General features: G+C 63.5%; 15 protein-coding genes. 5 read left to right on the top strand and 10 right to left on the bottom strand.

Annotation, left to right across the window (positions count from 1 at the left end):
• The first annotated feature begins 20 nt into the window (after positions 1-20).
• Positions 21-938: a 5-dehydro-4-deoxyglucarate dehydratase gene (kdgD, locus tag LDZ21_RS21520; protein WP_244795942.1), complete on the top strand. Its 918-nt coding sequence runs from the start codon at positions 21-23 to the stop codon at positions 936-938.
• Positions 939-1,044: 106 nt separating this feature from the next.
• Positions 1,045-2,397, top strand: coding sequence for an MFS transporter (locus tag LDZ21_RS21515; RefSeq protein WP_244795941.1), 1,353 nt, complete (start codon positions 1,045-1,047; stop codon positions 2,395-2,397).
• Between the two features lie 60 nt (positions 2,398-2,457).
• Here the strand turns inward: LDZ21_RS21515 and LDZ21_RS21510 are convergent, their stop codons facing one another.
• From LDZ21_RS21510 to LDZ21_RS21480, 7 genes are all read right to left on the bottom strand, one after another.
• Positions 2,458-2,790: a DUF2322 family protein gene (locus LDZ21_RS21510; protein ID WP_244795940.1), complete on the bottom strand. Its 333-nt coding sequence runs from the start codon at positions 2,788-2,790 to the stop codon at positions 2,458-2,460.
• Between the two features lie 53 nt (positions 2,791-2,843).
• The gene (locus LDZ21_RS21505; RefSeq protein ID WP_244795939.1) at positions 2,844-3,959 is read right to left on the bottom strand and encodes a porin; all 1,116 of its coding nucleotides are present in this window, start codon (positions 3,957-3,959) and stop codon (positions 2,844-2,846) included.
• Positions 3,960-4,105: 146 nt separating this feature from the next.
• Entirely contained in the window at positions 4,106-5,386 is a 1,281-nt protein-coding gene (locus LDZ21_RS21500) for a hypothetical protein (RefSeq protein WP_244795938.1), read from the bottom strand.
• A 144-nt stretch (positions 5,387-5,530) separates the two neighbouring features.
• Positions 5,531-6,070 carry a hypothetical protein gene (locus tag LDZ21_RS21495; protein WP_244795937.1) on the bottom strand — a complete coding sequence of 180 codons (540 nt, stop codon included), beginning with the start codon at positions 6,068-6,070 and terminating at the stop codon, positions 5,531-5,533.
• Positions 6,071-6,090: 20 nt separating this feature from the next.
• On the bottom strand, positions 6,091-7,011 hold the full coding sequence (locus LDZ21_RS21490; protein ID WP_244795936.1) for a CsgG/HfaB family protein: 921 nt from the start codon (positions 7,009-7,011) through the stop codon (positions 6,091-6,093).
• A 22-nt stretch (positions 7,012-7,033) separates the two neighbouring features.
• Positions 7,034-7,486 (bottom strand): curli assembly protein CsgF, encoded by a 453-nt coding sequence (locus LDZ21_RS21485; RefSeq protein ID WP_244795935.1) that lies wholly within the window; start codon positions 7,484-7,486, stop codon positions 7,034-7,036.
• A gap of 35 nt (positions 7,487-7,521) precedes the next feature.
• Positions 7,522-8,184, bottom strand: a complete 663-nt coding sequence (locus LDZ21_RS21480; RefSeq protein WP_244795934.1) for a CsgE family curli-type amyloid fiber assembly protein — start codon at positions 8,182-8,184, stop codon at positions 7,522-7,524.
• Positions 8,185-8,474: 290 nt separating this feature from the next.
• Between LDZ21_RS21480 and LDZ21_RS21475 the strand changes: the two genes are divergently transcribed.
• Positions 8,475-9,956, top strand: coding sequence for a SulP family inorganic anion transporter (locus tag LDZ21_RS21475; protein WP_244795933.1), 1,482 nt, complete (start codon positions 8,475-8,477; stop codon positions 9,954-9,956).
• A 4-nt stretch (positions 9,957-9,960) separates the two neighbouring features.
• On the opposite strand, the gene LDZ21_RS21470 is transcribed toward LDZ21_RS21475, so the two are convergent.
• From LDZ21_RS21470 to LDZ21_RS21460, 3 genes are all read right to left on the bottom strand, one after another.
• Entirely contained in the window at positions 9,961-12,234 is a 2,274-nt protein-coding gene (locus LDZ21_RS21470) for an EAL domain-containing protein (protein WP_244795932.1), read from the bottom strand.
• A gap of 87 nt (positions 12,235-12,321) precedes the next feature.
• A complete protein-coding gene (locus LDZ21_RS21465; RefSeq protein ID WP_244795931.1) occupies positions 12,322-12,957 on the bottom strand; it encodes a Vgb family protein in 636 nt (211 codons plus the stop codon).
• A gap of 45 nt (positions 12,958-13,002) precedes the next feature.
• Positions 13,003-14,223 (bottom strand): helix-turn-helix domain-containing protein, encoded by a 1,221-nt coding sequence (locus tag LDZ21_RS21460; RefSeq protein ID WP_244795930.1) that lies wholly within the window; start codon positions 14,221-14,223, stop codon positions 13,003-13,005.
• A gap of 104 nt (positions 14,224-14,327) precedes the next feature.
• Here LDZ21_RS21460 and LDZ21_RS21455 point away from each other — a divergent pair, with 104 nt between their 5' ends.
• Positions 14,328-15,089: a DUF899 domain-containing protein gene (locus LDZ21_RS21455; protein WP_244795929.1), complete on the top strand. Its 762-nt coding sequence runs from the start codon at positions 14,328-14,330 to the stop codon at positions 15,087-15,089.
• 159 nt (positions 15,090-15,248) lie between these two features.
• Positions 15,249-16,787 (top strand): methyl-accepting chemotaxis protein, encoded by a 1,539-nt coding sequence (locus LDZ21_RS21450; RefSeq protein ID WP_244795928.1) that lies wholly within the window; start codon positions 15,249-15,251, stop codon positions 16,785-16,787.

The following is a 16,787-nucleotide window of genomic DNA, read 5'->3' as shown; positions in this document are numbered from 1 at the left end:
CCTCACCGAGACAACAAACCATGACGACACCGCAAGAACTCAAGCAAATCGTTTCCGAAGGCCTGCTTTCGTTCCCCGTGACCGACTTCGACGCGCAGGGCAACTTCCGCGCCGATACCTACGCGGAGCGCCTCGAATGGCTCGCTCCCTATGGCGCGTCGGCGCTCTTCGTGGCGGGCGGCACGGGCGAGTTCTTTTCGCTGACGCAACCTGAATATTCGCAGATCGTGCGCACGGCGACCGAAGTGTGCCGTGGCAAGGTGCCGATTCTCGCGGGCGCGGGCGGCCCGACGCGCACGGCCATCGCCTTTGCGCAGGAAGCCGAGAAGAACGGCGCGCAAGGCATTTTGCTGATGCCGCATTACCTGACCGAAGCATCGCAGGAAGGCATCGCGGCGCACGCCGAAGAAGTCTGCAAAGCCGTGCCGAAGATGGGCGTCATCATCTATAACCGCGCCAATTCGAAGCTCAATGCCGACATGCTCGAGCGCCTCGCCGACCGCTGCCCGAACCTGATCGGCTTCAAGGACGGCGTGGGTGAGATCGAAGCGATGGTCACCATCCGCCGCCGCCTCGGCGACCGCTTCTCGTACCTCGGCGGCCTGCCGACGGCGGAAGTCTACGCCGCCGCCTACAAGGCGCTGGGCGTGCCGGTCTATTCGTCGGCGGTCTTCAACTTCATCCCGAAGACGGCGATGGATTTCTATCGCGCGATCGCCGCGAACGATCACGAAACCACCGGCAAGCTGATCGACGAATTCTTCCTGCCGTACCTCGCCATCCGCAACCGCCGTGCAGGCTATGCGGTGAGCATCGTCAAGGCGGGCGCGAAGCTCGTCGGCCACGACGCAGGCCCGGTGCGCGCGCCGCTCATCGACCTGACCGAAGAAGAGATGGGCCAGCTCGACGTGCTCATCAAGAAGCTCGGCTCGCAATAAGCGGCGAGCATCGCAACGGGCACGCAGACAGTCACGCGCGCCCGCATCGAAAAGGGCCGCGCGTGCGGCCCTTCGTGCATGAAGCACCGGAGACGAGGAGAAGTTCATGTCGATGAGCCGCGCCGCCCATCCCGCCGACGTCATGAAGCGCACGAAAGTGCGTTACGTCATTCTGCTGCTGATCTTCGCGATCACGACGTTCAATTACGCGGACCGCGCCACGTTGTCGGTGACGGGCGCGGCCATGCGCGCGGAGTTCGGCTTCGACGCCATCCGCATGGGTTATATCTTCTCGGCATTTAGTTGGGCATACGTACTGTCTCAGGTTCCGGCGGGCTGGCTGCTCGACCGCTTCGGCGCGCGCCGCGTGTATGCGGCCAGCATCTTCCTGTGGTCGCTGTTCACGCTGCTGCAAAGCGCGATCGGCCTGCTTGGCGGCGCAGCAGCGGCAGTCACCGCGTTGTTCGTGCTGCGCTTCATGATGGGCGCGGCCGAAGCGCCGGCCTTCCCCGCCAATGCGAAGGTCGTCGCGAGCTGGTTCCCGACGAAGGAACGCGGCACGGCATCGGCCATTTTCAATTCGGCGCAATACTTCGCGGCTGTCGTCTTCACGCCGCTGATGGCGTGGCTTACGCATGCGTTCGGCTGGCATCATGTGTACATCGTGATGGGCGTTGCGGGCCTGATGCTCGCCATCGTCTGGCTTTCGGTGATGAAGAACCCCGCCGATCATCCGCGCGTCAATCGCAATGAACTCGAGTACATCGAGCAAGGCGGCGGCCTCGTGCGGGGACATCAGCGTGAGCGCGGTTCAGGCAGCGCCGATAAGGGCAGCCCGGTCGGCTGGCCCGTCGTGAAGCAACTGCTCACGAATCGCATGCTGCTAGGCGTGTATCTCGCGCAGTACTGCATCAACGTGCTGACGTACTTCTTCCTGACGTGGTTCCCGATCTACCTCGTTCAGGCGCGTCACATGACGATTCTGCAAGCGGGACTCGTCGCGTCGCTGCCCGCGATCTGCGGCTTCACGGGCGGCGTGCTCGGCGGCGTGCTCTCCGATTCGCTCATTCGACGCGGACATTCGCTGACCGTGGCACGCAAGGCGCCGATTGTCGGCGGCATGCTGCTGTCGTCGTGCATCATCGGCTGCAACTATGTAAACACGGACTGGATCGTGGTTGCGCTAATGTCGCTCGCGTTCTTCGGCAAAGGCATCGGCGCGCTGGGCTGGGCCGTGGTCGCGGATACCTCCCCGAAGGAAGCCATCGGCCTGTCGGGCTCGATCTTCAACATGTTCGGCAATGTCGCGGGCATCGTGACGCCGATCGTGATCGGCTATCTCGTCGCGACGACGGGATCGTTCAACGGGGCGCTCGCGTTCGTCGGCGTCAACGCGCTGATTACCGTATTCAGCTATCTCGTGATCGTGAAGAAGATCGAGCGGGTGCAGTTGCGATAGCGCGTTCCGAATCGCTATTCGAAGGCGGCCATCGCGGGCCGCCTTTTTTTTCGCCGACGCTCAGGCCGCGGCGATCACGTCGATCTTCAACGCTTCACCGCCGGCAACGATATCCAGCAGGCGATCGACATTCGGATGCGCCCCCGGACGATTGCGCGCATCCGCCGTATGTTCGGCGAACACCGCGAGGCCGTGTTCGGCGGCCTTGGCATCCAGCGTGCCGAACGCCTGCTTCAGATAGTGATAGACGGCAAGCGAGCCCTGCTTGCCAGGCTTGTTTTCGATGCTGGCCGTGACCGCGCCTTTGCCGTCGATGAGATCAATACGCTCGATGCCGTCGATGGAAGGCAATTGAGCGAGGTTGTCCTTGAATACGTTGCCGGGCTGAATCATGAAGCACACTCCGCGTTAATGAGTCGACTATCGAGGCGGCGTATCTTAAACGATCAGAAGATGTGCATCATGCCGACATACGCGCCCGTCTGCGATTCGCCGGCCAGCGGACTCGTGCTGACATCGGCGTTGCGCGGCGTCGCGAACACCGAGAACGTGCCGTTCGCGCTGTTGCGCACGTAGGCCACGGTGCCGTAGAGGAAGGTGCGCTTCGTGAAGTTGTAGGTGGTGCCGAGCGCATAGAGCGTTGCGTGGCTCGCGGGATCATGCGATGCATCGCCCGCGCCCTCGCCTACATGAATATAAAAGCCCGCTGCCGTGACGGCCCATTGCGGCGTCGCCTGATACGTCGCGCCGAGCCAGTAGTGATCGGCGCTATCGGCGACGCCTGCCGGCGAATCGGGTGCGGCGTAGTGCGTATAAGCGGCCTGAACCTTGAACTTGTCCACCTTGAGATTCGCGCCGACGAAGTACTCGCGCGACGACGAGAAGATGTTGCTGAGCCGCCCGTTCTGATCGCGCAGTTCGTCGTAGATGCCGCGCACGTCGAGAAGCGGCGAATGGTACGTCAGCATGACGCCCTCGGACCTGCCGAATTCGCCGGGCGCGCCGCTGTTGAACGCGCCGGGCTGATTGCCGAAGGCATACTGTCCTTGCACGTCGAAGCCATGAAACACGGGGCTGTGATACTCGACGTTGTTGCTCGTCTGCTGCCAGTTGCGCCCTCGCACGAGCGATGCCGACGACACCGCCTCCTGCACGAACGGATCGAATTCCCACACGCCGTCGCTATCGATGAAAAGATTGCGGCCCGCCTGAATCTGGCCCCACGTCTTCGAATTCAGGCCGACATAGGCCCGCCGCGAGAACATGCGATCGCCGCCTGTTCTGCCGTTCATGATCTGCAGCGCCGTTTCCAGGTTGAAGACGGCGCTCATGCCCCCGCCCAGGTCTTCGACACCCTTGAGCCCCCACATGCTCGTGCCCCAGTCGCCGCCTTCGGCGCTCCATCGCGTCGAATTGCCGCCCGCGCCATTGGCGACATGATTCAGATATTCGATGCCGCCATCGACACGGCCATACATCGTGACGCTGGATTGCGCCCATGCGGTCGATGCGAAAAGAAGGAGGCCTGCCGCGTGGCTGACAGCCGCGATGGTGGTTTTCATGGGCGTGGTCGTAATGAGATTTCGTCGCGCACGACCATAGCACTTTCTCGCGAAACTGGCTGATATGGGCCCGCAGCAAAAAAGCGGGCGGCATACGGCCCGAAAGCCGCATGCCGCCCGCAAGTTTCGCTCCGTCTCGTCGATGCTTAACGCTGCGAGATGGTCGCGGTGTTCTTCGCACCGCTTTGCGAAACGATCGCCGTGTTGCCCGCGCCGACCTGCGTCACCGAACCCACGTTGCCGTAGCCCGACTGACCGATGTACGCGTTGTTGCCCGTGCCCGATTGCGAAGCCGTCGCGCTGTTGCCGAAGCCGACTTGCGTCAGCAGCAGTTCTTCGTCCTTGCCCGACTGCGTCGCGTTGGCCACGTTCAGATCGCCGAGTTGCACCGACAGCAGCGACGATTCGACCGCGGCTTGCTGCGTCAGATTCGCGGTGTTCTTCGAGCCGCCCTGGAACGAGGTCAGCACGTTGCGGCCGCCGTTCTGCTGCGTGAGCGTGGCTTCGTTGGTGCTGCCGTATTGCGTCACCGACGTGTGGTCGTTCGACTCGTTGTACTGGTTCACGTAGGTCTTGTTGTACAGCGGCCCGCTCTGAACGATCGTCGTCGTTTCGTTGACGGCATTGCCCTGGTTCACTTGCGCGAAGTTCGGTGCATAGGCGCCGCTTTGCTCGATGGTCGTCTTGTTGCCGCCGCCGTTGTTCGAGAACACCTTGGCGAGTGCCGAGCCGTCCTGCTTGATCGAAACGGTATCGCCCAGTTCGCTGTGCTGGCCGACATACGCATCCGTGCCGCCGCCCGTTTGCGTGATGGCGGTCTTGTTCAGGCCGCCGCCGGTGGTCTCCACGTTCGCGATGCCGTGGTCGCCGGTCTGCGAGATCTGCACGTTATTGCCGAACGTCGACGTCTGCGTGACGGTGGCGCTGCCGCCGTCGAGCCGGGCGAAGCCCTTGCCCTGGCCTTGATCGATGTTCACCGTATTGCCGGCCGCGTTCGTCTGCGTGATCTTCGCGGTGTTGTTCGTGCCGTTCTGGCGGATGCTGTCGTTGTCGCCGGCCGATGCCGTTTGCGTGACGTTGGCCGTCGAGTTGCTGCCCGATTGCGTAATGCTCGTGCGCTCGCCCAGTGCGCGATCTTGCGTCACGTTGGCGACAAGGCCGGAATCACCGCGGAATGCGCCGTTTTGCGCGATGTCCGTGCGGTTGAAGCCGCCGTCCTTCGACGTCACCGTGGCCTTCGCGCCGTTGCCGTCTTGCAGCACGCTCACGCGGTCGCCAGTCGACGATTGCTGGTCGACGGTCGCCTTGTTCGATTCGCCGAATTGCGAAACCGTCGCCGATTCATTGGCCGAGAAACCTGCTGCAAATACCGAGCCCGATGCGAGCGCGGCCAGACCCATAGCGATGATAGATGCCTTGACTTTCATTTTTATAGCCTCGTGGTTTATGTTTTGAGTGACTTCTCTGCTTGACGGAGTTCAGCCCCTGCCGCGCTCCGGCCTCAACGACCTGCACCTTCTTTACTGCGGTCTCCTCGCGCCCTGGCATCACGCCCTGGCGGAAAAACGTTGCTACTTCATAAGAACCGACGCCCTCGCGCCATTGCCGTTCTGCATGACTTGCAGCGTCGCGCCGTAGCGGCTCTGCAAGATGGCGACCTCGTTGTTGACCCCGAGTTGCGTCACTTGCGACGACATCGACGAGCCGACCTGCGTGACCGTCGCTGCGTTATTGCTGCCGTTCTGCACGGCGATGGAACGGTTGGCGACGCCCGCCTGCACGCCTTCGTACTGGTTGCCGCTGCCGGTCTGCGCAAGCGCCGTCCAGTTGCCATTGCCGCCCTGCGCGATTGCAGCCGCGTTCGCGACGCCCGCCTGATTCGCCATCAAGCCATTCGCGCCGGCCTGCACCCCAACCATGCGATTCCCCGCGCCGGCTTGCGAAACACGCGCCATCTGCGCGCCGCCGTTGAAACCCGGCTCCGATGGCCCGAAGTCCGATACCGGCGACAAATCCGCTGCGAACACCGCGAGCGACAGGCTCACGACCGCGAAAACCGCCGCACACAACGCCACCTTCGATGCGCGCCAGGGCGCAACCGGCTGGTTCATTCTCGTCTCCTTGTTCATGTTCAACCGCCGAGCGTCTTGGGCGGATCGACCTTCACCGGGCTATAAGGCGGATTCACGTCTTCCATCGTCGCGACATAGCCCTGGTTCTCCTGCAGATACCGCTGCATCGTCGGGTCGTACCAGTCCTTCATGTCCTTGAGCGACCAGCTCTGATTCGCGACGCCCTGCACGATCAGATGCACGAGCGCGGATTCGATCGCTTCGTTCACGCACAGTTGCTGCGGCTCGTTGCGCGTCATGCCGAGTTCGGCCTGCAACAGATCCTTGAAGCCGATGAAGCGGTACACGCCGGTATCGACCTGAACGGAATAAATGGTCTTCGTGGTCGATACGCTGTTGAGAATCGTGCCGTTGCGGATATCCACCGCCCGCAGGTTCACCGTGACCTGATCCACGCGATACTGCTGCGACGCGCTGATGCCCAGATACGCGACGCCCGCGCCGCCCGTCCTGATGTTCGAGTCATATCCGACGATGCCGCCTTCCAGCACGATGCTCGCGGGCGCCAGCGCGCCGATCTGCGGAATGGAACCGGCGCGATTCTTGTCGTCCGGCGTTTCGAGCGCCCGCATGATCTTGCGTTCGGTCAGCAGGTCCTGAAGGTTCTCACGCTCGACCGGCGTGAACCAGCCGGAATCGCGCATCGCCTTGACGAGAAACGACGCCCCGCCTTGCGTGACTTGTGAGGAAAACGAACTATCTGGCGATGGCTTGTATTGGCCGGTCAGATCGCGAAAGCCGTACACCGCCGCGATGATCCTGCCCTTCGGCGGCGGCAGATGGGTGAGATCGCGCGTCACGCGCGTCGGCGGCGTCAGCGTCGCATTGCCGGACGATGGCATCGGCGCGGTAACGCAGCCGGTGAGCAGCATCGCGCCGATGACGGCGGCCGCAAGCGCCGCGGATTTAAAAGCATTCATGTTCATTGCAGATGCGCTCGCGTTACTGGCCGTTGCCGACGACGAAAGTCGTCGATGCGCCCGTGGTCTTGTCGGTCGTCGTGACTTGCAGATTGCCGCCCGTCACCGAGGTAATCGCGATCGAAAAGTTGCCCGTGTTGATCGTGCCCGGATGCAGCGTGCCGTCCGCTCCGACGATGGAACTGGAGATCGACGACGCCACGCGCGAGAGAATCGCTTGCTGCAGCTGCGTGTTGAACTGATCGAGCGTGGACTGGCTGCCCGTGCCCAGATCGGACAGCGACGGGTCCTTGTACTTGTTCTGCGCATTCGCTTCATTGAGCAGGTTCGGCCCGTTGAGCGGATTGCCGCCGAAGTTGGGATTCACCGGCTCGTAGACGAGCGCGGTTGCATGTGCATCGGTAAGCGGCATGAAGAGCGTCGACGTGAGCGCGCAGGCGATCACCGCGCTGCTGACAAGCGCATTCGTTTTCATCGTGTTCCCCGTAGTTTTGGCCGTGCTGCTTCTGATTAGAGTTCGTCCGTCGCCATGTCGGCGTCGCGGAAGAGCAGGCGCGTCAGGTCCGCCTGCATGACGTTCTGGAAGGCGACTTGCGCCGCGTTCTCCGCAACGGGCCGCACGTTCGCGCGGGCGATTGGCAGGAACGCCTGAAACACGCGGCGCTGACCGAACTCCACCCAGACCAGACTGCCGTAACGCGCCGAAGGACGCTCGTGCACCGACACGATGTATCGGTCGGAAAGCGGAATCGCGGTCCAGGCTTGTGCAAACCAGCTATAGAAGTCCTGGCCGGCGAGCGTGACCGTGTCGGTCGTGACCACGCCGCCGAGCGCGTCGTCGAGCGGCTTCTGGCCGTTGATGTCGGCGGTGCGGGCGCGCGGCGTGCCAGCGAGCGTTTCGCTCTTTTCCAGCGATTCCGATGCGTTCACCGTGCCGCGCGACGACAGCGGCGCACCGTTCGCAGCGGGCAACGGCGCGGTGCGCGCGACGGGGCTCGGCGTCGGCGTAGTCGGCAGCGAGATCAGCGGTTGCGCCTGGCTGCCGGCATCCGCATGAGATGCCGAAGGTGCTTCGGCATCCTGAGCGTATGCGCCGGATACGAAAGCCGGTAATGCGATGATGCACACTGCGATTGCGTACCCTCTCGGGCGCATTGCTTTCACTCGCTGCATGGCTTCCCCGTATGCCCTTGGCCGCTATGGTGCTGCCTTCGGGCGTTCTGTGTTTTGTTCTATTCGTTAGACGGATTGAATTGTGCTGAAGATTGAGCCGCCCCTATGTTGGAAGCGCCACATTCGACTGACGAAAAGCACAGGGAAGCGAAATGTCGCTGCATGCGTATCGAAAGGAAACGTTTGCGGCGGCTAGGCGCGCCTCGCATGAGGGTTTGCACCGATCGGTTAAAATCGCGCCTCTCTTAAATTTTCCCTTGCGCACCGGCCGCTTTACCGAACTTACCCCTATGAAAACTCACACGCTGCGCGAGGAATGGTTCTCGAATATTCGCGGCGACGTGCTCGCTGGCATCGTCGTCGCGCTCGCGCTGATTCCCGAAGCACTCGCTTTCTCGATCATCGCAGGCGTCGATCCGAAAGTCGGGCTGTATGCCGCGTCGGTCATTGCAATCGTGTCCGCCATTGCAGGCGGGCGGCCCGGCATGATCTCGGCGGCGACGGGCGCGGTCGCGCTGCTGCTGTCATCGCTGGTGAAGGCGCACGGCGTCCAATACGTGCTGGCAGCGGGCATTCTCGCGGGCGTGCTGCAAATCGGCGCGGGCGTGCTGAGGCTCGGCGCGCTGATGCGCTTCGTGTCGCGCTCGGTCATTACCGGCTTCGTCAACGCGCTTGCCATCCTGATCTTTCTCGCGCAACTGCCGCAATTGCAGGACGCACCGTGGTACGTCTACGCGATGGTCGCAGGCGGGCTCGCCATCATCTATCTGCTGCCGCGCGTGACGAAGGCGATACCGTCGCCGCTCGTATGCATCATCGTATTGACGGCGATCGCGATGGTCCTGCATCTGCAATTGCGCACCGTAGGCGACATGGGCGCGTTCCCGGACCGCTTGCCGTTCTTCGCGCTGCCGCAGGTGCCGTTCTCGTTCGACACGCTGCGCATCATCTTCCCGTACTCGGTGGCGATCGCGCTGGTGGGCCTGCTCGAATCGCTGATGACGGCCGCCATCGTCGACGACTACACCGATACGCCCAGCGACAAGAATCGTGAATGCCGCGGCCAGGGCTGCGCGAACATCGCCGCGGGCTTTCTCGGCGGCATGCCCGGCTGCGCGATGATCGGCCAGACGGTCATCAACATGAAATCGGGTGGGCGCGGGCGCTTGTCGACCTTCATCGCGGGCGCGCTGCTGCTCGTGCTCGTCGTGTTTCTGGGGCCGTGGGTCAGGCAGATTCCGATGGCCGCGCTCGTCGCGGTAATGATCATGGTGTCGATCAGCACGTTCAGCTGGCGCTCGATTGCGAACCTGCGCACGCATCCGAAAAGTTCGTCAGCCGTGATGCTCGCGACGGTCGTCGTCGTGGTCGCGACGGGCAATCTCGCCATGGGCGTGTTCGTCGGCGTGTTGTTGAGCGCGCTATTCTTCACGTCGAAGGTGCGGCAGGTGCTGGTCGTCGAATCGACCCTGGATGAGACGGCAAGCGAGCGCCGCTACGTGGTGCGCGGGCAGGTGTTCTTCGCCTCGTCGGAAGCGTTCGTTGGCGAGTTCGATTTCAGGGAGCCGGTGCGCGCGGTGCGGCTCGACCTGTCGCACGCGCACTTCTGGGACATCACGGCGATCGATGCGCTCGATCGCATCGTCCACAAGTTCCGGCGCAATGGCATAGCGGTGGACATCGCGGGATTGAATCGGGCGAGTGCGACGATGATCGAGAAATACGCCACCCACGACAAGGCGACGCCCACGCATTACGAGCCGTCGCACTGAGCGATCACGCAGAGATTTCAGCGCACGCAACATCTTGGATCAACGCATCGAGCGCCACGGGCCGCGCGCGCAGGAAGCCCTGCATCTTGTCGCAACGCGCGTCTTTCAGGTGCTGGAGCTGCTCCGGCGTCTCGACGCCTTCGGCCACGACAGTCACGCCGAGCTTGTGCGCAAGACCGATCACGCCTTCAACGACCGTTCGCATCATCGGGTCGGTGGCGATGTTGTCGACGAACGACTTGTCGAGCTTCAGCACATCGGGCCGGAAACGCGCGAGATAACTGAGGCTCGAATAGCCCGTGCCGAAATCGTCGATGGCGATACGCACGCCCATCTCGCGTATTCTCGCGAGCACGTCCTGCGCATCGTCGACGTTATCGATTAGTGCGGATTCCGTAATTTCGAGCGTGATGCGGTCCGCGTCGACGCCGTTTCGCTTCATCGCGTGCATCAGCACCGACACGAGACGCGGATCGCGGAACTGCTTCGGCGACACGTTCACGGCGACCGAGCGCACATCGGGCGCCGCTGCGGCGAGGCGTGCGGCCGCCTGCACGGCTTCGCGAATGATCCAGTGTCCCGCTTCGACGATCAATCCGCTCTCCTCCAGCACCGGCACGAATTCTCCCGGCGCTATCAGCCCAAGCTGCGGATGATTCCAGCGCAGCAGCGCCTCGACACCGGCGAGCGCACCCGTATCCACGCGATACTGCGGCTGATAATGCAGCAGGAACTGATTGGCGCGTATGGCGTCATGCAGTTCGGATTCGAGGTGCGCGCGCGCGAGATCGCCCTTCTCGCTTTCGCCGAACACACGAAACGCGTTGCGGCCCGCGCGCTTCGCGGCGTACATCGCCATATCCGCGCTGATGAACAGGTCCTCGGGCGTGCCGCCATGATCCGGATAGAGCGCCACGCCGGTCGAGCATGTCATCGTGACCGTGCGGCAACCCAGCTTGATTGGCCGGTGACATGCGAGCGCAAGCCGCCTGCATGCGCGCTCGATCCGCTGCTGATCGAAGCGGCCAGGCAGGATCACGGTGAACTCGTCGCCACCGGGACGCGCCGCGACCGCGCCTTCCGGCATCGCATCGGCGATACGTCGCGCGATCGCCTTGAGCACGGCGTCGCCCGCATCGTGGCCAGCGGTATCGTTGATGGATTTGAAGCGGTCGATATCGATGAACAGATACGCGAACGGCTGGCCGGATGCGCAGCGATCGATCAGCGCATCGGTCATCGCGTTGCGATTGCGCAGGCCCGTGAGGCTGTCGGTATTCGCGAGCCGATGCAGCTCCTGAAGACGCATGCGCTCCTCGGTGGCGTCGACGCATACGCTCACGACACGCGACACCGCGCCCTCCTCGCTCACCGGATAGATGTCCGCGCGCACCCAGCGCGTGCGCTCGCCGGACAGACAAAGACGGAAATAGCTTTGCGAAGGCGCGCCCGTGTTCACCGCTTCGCGCATCTTGTTTCGCAGGCCGGGCAGATCGTCTGCGTGCACGCGCTGCATCCACGCGGTCTTGTCGGTTTCGAGCGCGGCCACCGGCATTTCCCACATGCGTTCGAACGCGGAACTGACATGCAGCAGTTCGCGGAAGTCGTGTGTCGTGGTCCAGAAGACGGCGTCGACATGATCTTCCATGTCTTTCTGCACGCGCGCATTGCCGCGCAGTTCTTCGATGAGCGCAACTTCCGCCGTGATGTCGCGCGACTTGCACAGCACCGACACCACGCGGCCCGCTTCGCCGTACACGGGCGCGAAGCTCGACGTCCACCATTTGAGCGCGCCGGTCATCGTGCGGCACGAGCCGGAGAACGACGTCGATGCGCCCGCCTTCGCACGTTCGAACGCATTGCGCGCATCGGGGCCGTCCCACAAGGCTATCCAGTCGACGCCGACGACTTCGTCCGCGCAATCCGCATCGATCAGCTTGCGGCCGACATCGGAAATGCATACGACGCGGCCTTCGAGATCGAGCAGTTTCAGACAGTCTTCCGCGATGGAAAGCAGCCCGTCGGAAAGCTGTCGCGCGACGAAAATCTGCCGCCGCCACTGCAACATCAGATGAATGACAGTCAACGCGCCAACCGCGGCCGCGCCGAGCAGCACGTTCCACGGCAGCGGCAGGAACGGCGCCATCGCCACGACGAGCGCGACGCCGAGCATCGCCAGCGCAAACGCATCGAAGCGACGCATGCACTCGACATAGGGAAATCGCCGGGCGACGGTTTCATCAATCGTCCCGAGAAAATCGCTCGCTCTTTCCTGCACCGCTTTGTTCCTTTCCGACGTGACCGTACGTGATGCGCCTGGCTCCTTAACGGCGCAAATCGGAAAGTCTTGAGTCGGCGAGCGTGCTCATGCCTTCGGCTTGCGCACCGCCCGCACCTTGCCTGTGCGGCCACCGCCGCAAAAGAACCGGTCCGCACCGTCCGATTCGAGGCCCGATACGGTGACGCCCTGCGGCATCTCGAGACGCTCGATGACGTCGCCGGTTTGCGCATCGATGCGCCTCAGCTCGCTCTCGTCGCCTTCCCACGTGGCGTGCCAGAGTTCGCCGTCGACCCACGACACGCCCGTGACGAAGCGGTTCGATTCGATCGTGCGCAATATCTCGCCGCTTTCAGGGTCGATCTGATGAATGCGGCGCTCGCGATACTGCCCGACCCACAGCGCGCCCTCGCCCCACGCGAGACCCGAGTCCGCTCCGCCACCGGGCGCCGGAATCGTCGCGATCACGCGGCCCGTTCGTGGATCGATCTTCTGTATGCGGTCCTCCGCGATCTGGTACAGATGCTCGCCGTCGAACGCGGTGCCCGCATGCGCCGGCACGTCGATCTTGCGTTGCAGTTCGCCGCTTTCCGGATCGAGCGCGTTGAGCGTGTCGCCGGCGGCGAACCACACCGCGTGGCCATCGTAGGTCAGGCCGTGCACCGCCTCGACATCCGGAAAAGGTCCATATTCACGGATGATTTCTGCTTTCGCATGTTTCATGTGTCTGTCCTCGCTCGTTGCATCCGGTCGATGCATGAGTCGATCCTAGCCGCTCGCGAGATCGGCGGGGAGTAACAAGGCCGTCGCGAATCCCGGCATCGGCGGCGTCATCCAGCGGCGCGCGCGTCCGCGCCCGAACGATTGCACCTTCCCCGCCGACGCCAGTCCGTCGAGCGCGCGCTGTACCGTGCGCTGGCTTGCGTTGAGCGCGAGCGCAAGCGCGGAGCTGGACCACGACTGACCATCGGCGAGACAGGCCAGGAGCGATGCGTGATCGTCATCGACCGGGCGCGCTAGCACCGCAACCGTGTGTGCATTCCGCGGCGCGAGCGTGTAGCCATCGCGTGTGGCGTGCACATCGGCGAGCGGGCGCAACATCGCGCGCAGGCGGCCCATCTCGACGCGCAGCCGCGCACGATGCGTCTCGTCGGCACGCCGGATGCGAAACGCGCGAGCGATGAGCGCATCGCGCGGTGTATCGCAAGGCCATGCTTCGGCAAGCATGCGCGCCAGCATGAAGAGCACGGGACGCCTCGTCAGCGAGACGAGCGTATGGGCATCGCGAACGACGTTGCGGCAGGCATCGATCACGAGCGCAGGGGACGCGAACAACGCTTCGACGTCATCGAGCGAGAGAAGCCGTGCCGTACCCTGCTCGATAATGCGCGCGGCGGGCGCGTCGAGGCTCTGCCGCGCGGCTTGGACTTCCGCGATGAGCGCGGGAATGCCGGCAGCGCGTGCGGCATCGCTCGCACGGGCAAGCGCGATGCGCGCGGTTTTCGTCCGCACACGGCGCATCGCGATGCCCGCCGCCATGAGTTCACGCGCAGCAAGCGATGCAGGCGGCAGCGTCGCTGAATCGATCGCGCCAAGCATGCGTTCCGCTTCATCGATGCGTCCAATGAGCAACGCGCGCCGCACCTCGAGCGTGCGTGCATGGGCCGCGTTGAGGTGATCGCCGTGTGCGTCGAGGGTCGCGCGCGCATGATCCAGCGCCTTCGCGGGCCACGCAAGCTCGCGCGATGCAAGCGCGATCTCCGCTTCCGCGACGATGCATCGCGCACGCCCGACCGCTTCCTTCGCGCCGAAGGCACGCGCCGCGCTTTTGACGAGCGCCTTCGCGCGGGCGAAGTCGCCGAGCTGCGCCATCGCGATGCCGCGCAACGCGAGCGCAGGCGCATCACTGCGCCACGCGACGCGATTCAGCGCGCCGAGCGGATCACCCGCCGCGAGCGCGCGCGCCGCCGCGGTAATCAACGAGTCCATGCGAATCGCGCCACACTTGTCACTCCCCGCTCCGGATGCCCCGCAGTAATCTAACACCATGCATCGCGACGATCTTTCAACCGGCGCACAAGGAGACGGGAAACATGACGACGCACACTACCGGAACGCGCGACGACTGGCTTGCCGCGCGGCTCGATCTGCTGAAGGCCGAGAAGGAACTCACGCGGCGAAGCGATGAACTCGCACAGCAACGGCAACGCTTGCCGTGGGTTCGTGTCGACAAGCGATATCGCTTCGACACCGAAGCAGGCGATGCGACGCTCGCCGATCTCTTCGGCGGCCGTTCGCAACTGCTCGTGTATCACTTCATGTTCGGGCCCAACTGGAGCGCGGGATGCCCGTCGTGCTCGTCGATTGCGGATAGCTTCAATGGCTTCGCGATTCACCTCGCGCATCACGATGTCGCGCTTTGGGCGGTATCGCGTGCGCCGCTCGACAAGCTTGCGGCCTACAGGCGGCGCATGGAATGGACGTTCCCGTGGGCATCCGCGCATGACGGCGAGTTCAACTACGACTTCAACGTATCGTTCACGGAAGCCCAGCAGCGCACCGGTGATATCGAATACAACTACGCACGCGGCGAACACGCAATGGACATGAAAGACGCGCCGGAGCCCGTCAAGGCATTCGCCGCCGACTGCGGCACCGATGCGCCGAGCTTCACGCGGGATCGTCCAGGCATGAGCGCGTTCGCGTTCGAAGACGGCGTCTTCTATCACACGTACTCCGCTTATGCGCGCGGCCTCGATGCGCTTTGGGGCATGTATCAATGGCTCGATCGCGCGCCGAAGGGCCGCAATGAAACCGGCAACTGGTGGAAGCGCCATGACGAATACGCGAAATGACGATCGATCGTGCGCTTCCTGAAATAAGTGTTTTCCTCGACTAAAGAGCGTGGCGCGGTCGTCGTTATCTATGGAATCCGATGGATTTTCTCGGCCCACGCCCGGCGCCGCATCGCAGCCGGCGCGGGAACGACGCGATGCAGCCACTGTGGGGAAGACATGTTTTCGACTATCAAGGGCCGGCTGGCGTTGGCCATGTCGCTGCTGAGCGCGCTTCTGATTGCGATTGGTATGGTCGGGCTGATCGGTATGACGCGGTCCAATGCGCTGACGCACGAGCTCTTCACGAATCAGATGCCGAGCGCGGTTTCGTTGGGCAACGCGGAGATGTTCGTGGCGCGCGAGCGTCTGTGCTTCGACCGCGCCGCGCTCAATGTGGGCACGAGCGCAGCGGAAGACGCCATTGCACGCGGCTCGCTGATGCGCAAGACCTCCGACGATGCCTGGACGACCTACGCCGCGGCGCCACAGGAAGCGGATGAGAAAGCGCTCGCTGACCAGTTCAACGCCCAGCGCAACAATATGTACAAGCTCCTGGATCAGGGATACGCGGACGTCCGCGCGAAGGATCAGGAAAAGATCGTCGCGGATGCGAGCGCCATGCAGGCCGGGTTCAACGAACTGGCCAAGACGGGCGCTACGCTGCGCAAGCTGCAATTCGAACAGGCACAAAGCGCCTTCGCTGCGGGACAGGCGCAGTACGACACGTTCCGCATCGCGAGCATCGCTGCAATCTTGATCGGCGTCGCGGCGGCCATCTATTCGTGGGTCTCGCTCCGTCGACGGATCGCACGTCCGCTCGATGCCGCGCTCACGCAGTTCACCGCGATCGCATCGGGCGACTTGCGCCGCCACGTGACCGTGACCTCGAATGACGAAATGGGCCAACTGCTGCGCGGCCTTTCGACGATGCAGTCGAGCCTCATCGAAACCGTTCGTTCGGTTCGTTCGGGAAGCGAATCGATTGCATCCGCGACGAAGCAGATCGCGGCGGGCAACATCGATCTGTCATCGCGCACCGAAGAGCAGGCGTCGGCGTTGCAGCAAACGGCGTCAAGCATGGACCAGCTCACGGGCACCGTGAAGCAGAACGCCGACAACGCACGGCAGGCAAGCGCGCTCGCGGCGAACGCATCGGAGATTGCGGGCAAGGGCAGCCATGTCGTGTCGCAAGTGGTGACGACGATGGGCGAGATCAACCAAAGCTCGGCGAAGATCGCGGACATCATCACGATCATCGAAGGAATCGCGTTTCAGACCAACATTCTCGCGCTGAATGCCGCGGTCGAAGCGGCGCGTGCCGGCGAGGAAGGACGCGGCTTCGCAGTCGTCGCGGGCGAAGTGCGCTCGCTCGCGCAACGCTCGTCGGCGGCGGCGAAGGAAATCAAGGAACTGATCGACACATCGGTGGAACGCGTGCAGTCGGGCAGCGCGCTCGTCGATGAAGCGGGCCGCACAATGACCGAAATCAGCGGCGCGGTGCAGCGTGTGACGGACATCATGGGCGAGATCGCGGCGGCATCGGAAGAACAGAGCAGCGGCATCGACCAGGTTGCGCGCGCCGTCACGCAGATGGATGAAGTCACGCAGCAGAACGCGGCGCTGGTGGAAGAAGCGGCGGCGGCGGCGCAATCGCTGGAAGATCAGGCGGCGGCGTTGCGTACGGCAGTCGAGACGTTCAGGTTGCAGGAAGCCTGA

This window comes from Caballeronia grimmiae, from assembly GCF_022879615.1.
GTDB classification, from domain to species: domain Bacteria; phylum Pseudomonadota; class Gammaproteobacteria; order Burkholderiales; family Burkholderiaceae; genus Caballeronia; species Caballeronia grimmiae.
This window is presented reverse-complemented; position numbering and strand designations above follow the sequence as displayed.

Bases quoted from the DNA above. Each gene is read 5' to 3' on its own strand.
- LDZ21_RS21450 (WP_244795928.1), top strand. From the start codon at position 15,249: ATGTTTTCGACTATCAAGGGCCGGCTGGCGTTGGCCATGTCGCTGCTG.
- LDZ21_RS21465 (WP_244795931.1), bottom strand. From the start codon at position 12,957: ATGAAACATGCGAAAGCAGAAATCATCCGTGAATATGGACCTTTTCCG.
- LDZ21_RS21455 (WP_244795929.1), top strand. From the start codon at position 14,328: ATGACGACGCACACTACCGGAACGCGCGACGACTGGCTTGCCGCGCGG.
- LDZ21_RS21480 (WP_244795934.1), bottom strand. From the start codon at position 8,184: ATGCAGCGAGTGAAAGCAATGCGCCCGAGAGGGTACGCAATCGCAGTG.
- kdgD (WP_244795942.1), top strand. From the start codon at position 21: ATGACGACACCGCAAGAACTCAAGCAAATCGTTTCCGAAGGCCTGCTT.
- LDZ21_RS21515 (WP_244795941.1), top strand. From the start codon at position 1,045: ATGTCGATGAGCCGCGCCGCCCATCCCGCCGACGTCATGAAGCGCACG.
- LDZ21_RS21505 (WP_244795939.1), bottom strand. From the start codon at position 3,959: ATGAAAACCACCATCGCGGCTGTCAGCCACGCGGCAGGCCTCCTTCTT.
- LDZ21_RS21460 (WP_244795930.1), bottom strand. From the start codon at position 14,223: ATGGACTCGTTGATTACCGCGGCGGCGCGCGCGCTCGCGGCGGGTGAT.
- LDZ21_RS21475 (WP_244795933.1), top strand. From the start codon at position 8,475: ATGAAAACTCACACGCTGCGCGAGGAATGGTTCTCGAATATTCGCGGC.
- LDZ21_RS21490 (WP_244795936.1), bottom strand. From the start codon at position 7,011: ATGAATGCTTTTAAATCCGCGGCGCTTGCGGCCGCCGTCATCGGCGCG.
- LDZ21_RS21500 (WP_244795938.1), bottom strand. From the start codon at position 5,386: ATGAAAGTCAAGGCATCTATCATCGCTATGGGTCTGGCCGCGCTCGCA.
- LDZ21_RS21510 (WP_244795940.1), bottom strand. From the start codon at position 2,790: ATGATTCAGCCCGGCAACGTATTCAAGGACAACCTCGCTCAATTGCCT.
- LDZ21_RS21485 (WP_244795935.1), bottom strand. From the start codon at position 7,486: ATGAAAACGAATGCGCTTGTCAGCAGCGCGGTGATCGCCTGCGCGCTC.
- LDZ21_RS21495 (WP_244795937.1), bottom strand. From the start codon at position 6,070: ATGAACCAGCCGGTTGCGCCCTGGCGCGCATCGAAGGTGGCGTTGTGT.